Consider the following 6,620-nt stretch of genomic DNA (forward strand, 5'->3'; position numbering starts at 1 on the left):
CCCGGGAGCCACCGCATGAGCATCCAGACCCAGAACGAGCGCGGTGGCGCCATTGCCGGGCTGTTCGTCCGCCGGCCGGTGCTGGCCATCGTGGTCAGCTGCCTGATCATCGTCGCCGGCCTAGCTGCGTTCTTCGGCGTCGAGATCCGCGAGTTACCCAGCGTCGAGCGCCCCACCCTTTCCATCTCGACCAGCTTCCCCGGCGCCGCCGCCGAAACGGTCGACCGCGAGATCACCTCGGCTATCGAGGGCGTCGTCGCCCGCATCCAGGGCGTCGCGTCGATCTCGTCGGACTCGTCCTATGGCCGCAGCCGCGTCTCGATGACCTTCAACGACGGCACCAACCTCGACAACGCCACCTCCGATATCCGCGATGCGCTCGGCCGTATCACCAACCGGCTGCCCGATGGCGCCGAAACCCCGACCATCGTCAAGGCCGACGCCAACGCCCAGGCGATCATCCAGCTGGCGGTGACCTCCGATACGCTGAGCAAGGACGAGCTGACCGAGCTGGTCGAAAACACCATCTCCGAACGGCTCGCCGCGGTGACCGGCGTCGCCGACGTGCAGGTCAACGGCACGCAGAACCGCAGTTTTGAGATCGATGTCGATCAGGTGAAGCTCGCGAGCCTCGGACTGACCGTCGGCGACATCCGCAATGCGCTCTCAACCATCGCCTTCGACAGCCCGGCCGGCTCGCTCAACGGTACCAACCAGAACATCGCCATCCGCGCCATCGCCGAGGTCAACACCCCCGAGGCGTTCGAGAACATCGTCATCAAGGGCACCACCCGGCTCGGCGACGTGGCGAGCGTGGTGTTCTCGCCCGCCGCCGCCAATTCCGGCCTCCGCAGCGACGGCAAATCGGGCATCGGACTCGGCATCGTGCGGCAGGCACAATCCAACACCATGCAGATCTCGGAGGGCGTGAAGGCCGCCGTCGCCGAACTGAAGACCACCCTGCCCCCGGGCGTCGATATCAAGATCTCGTCCGACGAGTCGGTGTTCATCGCCGGCGCCGTGCACGAGGTCGAGCGCTCGCTGCTGATCGCCGTGGTCGGCGTCATCGTCATCATCTTCCTGTTCCTGCTCGATTGGCGCGCCACCATCATCCCGGCGGTCACCATGCCGGTGGCGCTGATCGGCACCGTTGCCGGAATCTATGCTTTCGGATTCTCCCTCAACATCCTGACTTTGCTGGCCCTGGTGATCGCCACCGGCCTCGTGGTGGATGACGCCATCGTGGTGCTGGAGAACATCACTCGACGGCGCGGCATGGGCCTCGGACCGCGGGCCGCCGCGGTGCTGGGCACCCAGGAAGTGTTCTTTGCCGTGGTGGCGACCACGCTGACCCTGGCCGCGGTGTTCATCCCGATCTCGTTCCTCCCCGGCCAGACCGGGCTGTTGTTCCGCGAGTTCGGTTTCACCCTCGCCATCTCGGTCGGGCTCTCGGCGGTGGTGGCGCTGTCACTGGCCCCGATGATGGCGTCGCGCATGCTGAAGCCGCATGTCGAGCGGCCGCCCAACCTGCTGGAACGCTTCGGCGGCGTGCTGGCCGGGCTCTACCGGCGCACCCTGAAGCTGGCGCTCGACAATTCGCTGGTGGTGATCGTCATCGCCGTGCTGTTCGCCGGCGCCGCCTGGGCGGTGTTCGGCACGCTCAAGCAGGAGCTGACGCCGCCCGAGGACCGGGCGCAGGTGGCGATCAATGTCAGCGCCCCGGCCACCGTCAGCCTCGATTTCACCCGCACCCAGATGCAGAAGATCGAGGAGATGCTGCAGCCCTATAAGGACAGCGGCGAGGCAACGAGCATCTTCTCGATCTCGGGCTTCGGCTCGAACACCAATTCCGGCTTCATCATCATGACGCTGGCCGATTGGGAGCACCGCGCCCGGTCCCAGCAGCAGATCGCCGCCGAGATCACCCAGCAGCTGGTGCAGGTGCCGGGCGTCCGCGCCAATATCCGCCAGGGCAACAGTCTTGGCGTGCGCGGTGGCGGTTCCGGCCTGCAGTTCGCGCTGCTCGGCGACAACTATCAAACCCTCTCCGACGCCGCCAACAAGGTGAAGGCGGAGCTGGAAAAAGACGAGAAATGGGGCCGCGTCTCGGTGAACTACGAGACGACGCAACCGCAGATGACGCTGACCATCGACCGCGAAAAGGCGGCGCAGCTGGGCATCGACATCAACGGACTCGGCACCACCATGCAGGCGATGATCGATGGCTCCGATGTCGGCACCGTGTTCATCAACGACAGCAGCTACTCGGTTCGCATGACCTCGACCTCGAGCCCGGTGAACGACCCGGGCGACCTCGAGTCGATCTTCATCAAAACCACCGACGGCCGCTACGTGCCGATGTCGACCATCGCCTCGCTCGCCGAGGCGCCGATCGCTCCGTCACTCGGCCGCGAGCAGCAGCGCCGCGCGGTGACCGTCACCGCGGCGCTGAGCGACGGCTTTGCGCTCGGCGACGCCTATAATGAGGCCGTGGCGCTGGCCCAGCCGCTCTTGCCCGACGGCGCGACCATCGTGCCGATGGCCGAAGCCAAAACCCTGGGCGAGAGCAATAACGGGTTGCTGATCACCTTCGGCTTCGCGCTGATCGTCATCCTGCTCGTGCTGGCGGCCCAGTTCGAGAGCGTCTGGAGCGCCATCATCGTCATGGCGACCGTGCCGTTCGGCCTCGCCTGCGCGGTGTTCGCCATGCTGCTGACGGGTGTGACGCTCAACGTCTACAGCCAGATCGGCCTGGTCCTGGTGGTCGGCATCATGGCCAAGAACGGCATCCTCATCGTCGAGTTCGCCAACCAGCTGCGCGATCGCGGCCAATCGGTGCGCGAGGCGGTGGAGAACTCCGCCAATATCCGGCTGCGGCCGGTGGTGATGACGATGATCGCCACCGTGCTCGGCGGCGTGCCACTGATCATCGCCGGCGGCGCCGGCTCGGAAGCCCGTGCCGCGCTCGGCTGGATCATGGTCGGGGGGCTGAGCCTTGCCGCTGTCGCGACGCTCTACCTGACGCCGGTCGCCTACCTGCTGCTGGCGCGGTTCTCGAAGCCCAAGGCATTTGAAGAAGAGCGGCTGCGGCGGGAACTGGCGGCAGCAGATGCTGCCGAGGCCGACGCGCACCCTGCCCCGGCGGAGTAGCTCTCTCGGTCGTCTCACGTGGCTCCCCACGCCCCCCTCTTTGGCGAAAACTAAGGACTTAGCTCCGCTAAGCCCAAGTTTTCGCTTTCTCCCCCGCCAAGGGGGAGAGTCCCGATTGATGCTTCGATGCAGGTGGAGGGCACGGATCATCTCCCCCTTGGCGGGGGAGAGAGAGAGGGATACTTGGGGGGCACGATGGTGCCGCACCACTTTGAGGGCACGGTAGACAAGTCGAAGGGCGCAGGGGAGCCAACCAGCCTGCGCCCTTCTTCGGGTCCTGATCGGGCGGGATCAGAACGAGTACACGGTCAGCTGCGGACCACTGCGGCCGATGGCGTAGATGTTGCCGACGCCGGCGCCGGAGCGCTGCAGTTCGGCGACCATCTTGCTGCTGCCACCCAGTACGCGCTGCAGAACCTGCACCTTCTTGCTGGCAATCACCGTCTGCACCACCTTGGCCTTGAGGTCAGCGCAAAGGCGGACCTTGACCACCTTGATGCCCTTGACGTTGGCAAGCACGGCGCGGCTCAGTTGCATCTGCTTGACCTGCGCGATCACCTGCTTGGCGTCGTTCACGTTGCAGGTGCGGTTCATGCCGAACCCACCGCCGCCACCGCCGGCCACGATCACGCGACCAGGACCGCCCGGGCCACCAGGACCGCCGGGGCCACCAGGGCCTCCCGGACCACCAGGGCCACCAGGGCCGCCAGGACCACCAGGGCCTCCCGGACCACCAGGGCCACCCAGGTCGATATCGATGTCGCCGATATTGATCAGGTTGCTCAGATCAAGCAGGTGACTGAGGTCGAGATCGAGCAGGTTGCTCAGGTCGAGGTCGGACAGGATGTCGCCGAGCTCGAGATCAGACAGGATGCCGCCGACGTCGAGATCGAGGTCGGACAGGATACCGCTCAGGTCGAGATCGGTGAGCGAGATCAGGTCGGTAATGTCGCCCAGATCGAGCAGGCCGATATCACCGATATCGCCCAGGTCGAGCAGGCCAATGTCGGTCAGATTGAGCAGTCCGATATCGGCCAGGTTGAGCAGGTCGAGGTCTCCGAACTCGAGCAGATCGCTGACGTCGTTGAGGATGCCGCCATCAAGGATGTCGCTGATATTGAGCCCCTGCAGCAAATCGTCGCCGCCGAGCAGGTTGAGGCTGTTCAGCAGACCTTCGTCGCCGTTGAGGATGTCACCGATCAACAAGCCGTTCAGTACGCCTTCATCACCGCCGAGCAGCCCGTTCAGCACGCCGTCATCACCGCCGAGCAGTCCGTTCAGCACGCCGTCATCGCCGTTGAGGATGCCGCCGACATCGAGGCCGTCGAGCAGCCCGCTGCCGCCTCCATTGAGGATGCCGCCGACATCGAGACTGTCGAGCAGCCCGTCATCAAAGTTGAGGATGCCGCCGATGTTGTTCAGCACGCCCTCGTCACCGTTGAGGATGCCACCGACGCCGTCGCCGAGCAGCCCATTCAGCACGCCCTCGTCACCAGTGAGAATGTCGCCGACGCCGTCGCCGAGCAGGCCATTCAGCACGCCATCATCGCCGCTGAGGATGCCATCGCCGAGCAGACCGTTGAGCAGGCCATCGTCGCCATTCGCGATACCGCCGAGGTCGCCCAAGAGGCCATCTTCACCGTTGAGGATCCCGTCGCCGAGCAGCCCGTTGAGCAGGCCATCGTCGCCGTTGGCGATACCACCGAGGTCGCCCAGGAGGCCATCTTCACCGTTGAGGATCCCGTCGCCGAGCAGCCCGTTCAGCAACCCATCGTCGCCGTTGCCGATGCCGTCGCCCAGGATGTCGCCAAGCAGACCGTCCTCACCGTTGAGGATGCCGTCACCGAGCAACCCGTTCAGCAGGCCATCGTCGCCGTTGCCGATACCGTCGCCCAGGATGTCACCGAGCAGGCCGTCACCATTGCCGACGCCGTCGCCAAGGATATCGCCGAGCAGGCCATCGCCATTGCCGACGCCGTCGCCAAGGATATCGCCGAGCAGGCCGTCACCATTGCCGACGCCGTCGCCAAGGATGTCACCGAGCAGGCCGTCACCATTGCCGACGCCGTCGCCAAGGATATCGCCGAGCAGGCCGTCGCCATTGCCGACGCCGTCGCCAAGGATATCACCTAGCAACCCGTCGCCATTGCCGACGCCGTCGCCAAGGATGTCACCTAGCAACCCGTCGCCATTGCCGACGCCGTTGCCCAGGACGTTGCCGAGCAACCCGTCGCCATCGCCGTCACCGTCGCTGTCGCCGCCCAGCAGGCCGCCGAGCAGGCCATCACCATCACTGTCACCGAGGTTCACGCCAAGGCTGGTATTCTCGTCCGAACCAAGACCGACATTGACCAGCGCGTCATTGCCGGCGTTGCCGCTATCCACGTCGAGGACGCCGCCGAGAACAGAGCCTCCATCACCGTCCCCAAGGACGTTGCCGAGCACGCCGCCGCCGTCGCCGTCACCGAGAACGCCGCCGAGCACGCCGCCGCCGTCGCCGTCACCGAGCACGCCACCGAGCAAACCCGCGGCGTGCACAGGCACGAGGCTGGTACTTGTCATCAGCATCACTGCTGCGAGTACTGTTATCTTTCTGGATCGCATCACGCTTCTCCTCTGCAAAACATGACGCGGAACTTGCGCCCCGCAAGCTGACAGGACGCTGTCAACTACTTGCGTGTTGTTTGCTCAGGAGGATTTCCGGTTATCGAATGCATACGACAATAGAGTCGATTTGCGGTTGATACCAAGTTACACTTACGCAGCGACGCCATTTGCTTAGAGGCAAAAAGCAAGGGCGCGACCCGCAGGCCGCGCCCTTAAAACTGCCAGCAGGGAGAACCTGCTAGTAGACGTACACCACCAGTTGCCCACCCTTGCGCTGCACCGCCACGACATCGTTCGCGTCATAGCGCGTGCGGCCGAGCGAGGCAGTGATCAGCGCATCGGACATCACCGCCCGGCGCAGCAGGTTGATCTTTTGACTCTTGGCGAGCAGTGCCGCGACCTGCTTCTTGGCCGCCGGGCAAAGTTTGATCGGCACCACCTGTACGTTGGCGGCACGCATCCACGCCTTGATCTCGGCGCCGCTGATCTTACCAGCCGCCGCCACCTGCAGCAGCTGCTTGGTGTTGTTGACCGTGCAGTTGATGACGAACGTGCCGCCACCGCCCAAGCTACCGACCAGCACCGGCCTGCCGTTCGCGTTATTCGGGTTGTTCGGATTATTCGGGTTGTCGGGGTCGAGAATGCCGAGGCCGATCGTCAGGTCGAGACCAAGGCCGGCCAGGTCGAGCGAAACAGTGGTGCTCTTGAGCAGGCCGGTGGTCGACACGTTGGCGTTGACCAGCGGGTTGTTACCCGAGCCAACAGCGGCATTCAGCAGATTGTTGTTGCCGCCACCGATGTCGAGATTGACCAGCGCATCATTGTCGCTGTCGTTGAGCGAGAGCAGCCCCCCAACATTGGTG

At 64.8% G+C, this 6,620-nt stretch carries 2 protein-coding genes and 1 pseudogene; 1 reads left to right on the forward strand and 2 read right to left on the reverse strand.

The features are described 5' to 3' along the window. Positions 1-15: 15 nt before the first annotated feature. Positions 16-3,150: an efflux RND transporter permease subunit gene (locus VW23_RS18550; RefSeq protein WP_069911032.1), complete on the forward strand. Its 3,135-nt coding sequence runs from the start codon at positions 16-18 to the stop codon at positions 3,148-3,150. A 291-nt stretch (positions 3,151-3,441) separates the two neighbouring features. On the opposite strand, the gene VW23_RS29540 is transcribed toward VW23_RS18550, so the two are convergent. After that, positions 3,442-5,754, reverse strand: coding sequence for a beta strand repeat-containing protein (locus VW23_RS29540; RefSeq protein ID WP_141728387.1), 2,313 nt, complete (start codon positions 5,752-5,754; stop codon positions 3,442-3,444). A 241-nt stretch (positions 5,755-5,995) separates the two neighbouring features. Then, positions 5,996-6,620, reverse strand: a pseudogene (locus VW23_RS29070) (hypothetical protein); the annotation flags it as partial.

Origin of the sequence: Devosia insulae DS-56, assembly GCF_000970465.2 — a bacterium.
GTDB lineage: Bacteria > Pseudomonadota > Alphaproteobacteria > Rhizobiales > Devosiaceae > Devosia_A > Devosia_A insulae.

Excerpts from the sequence above, each read along its gene's own strand:
- VW23_RS29540 (WP_141728387.1), bottom strand. The coding sequence starts at position 5,754 with ATGCGATCCAGAAAGATAACAGTACTCGCAGCAGTGATGCTGATGACA.
- VW23_RS18550 (WP_069911032.1), top strand. The coding sequence starts at position 16 with ATGAGCATCCAGACCCAGAACGAGCGCGGTGGCGCCATTGCCGGGCTG.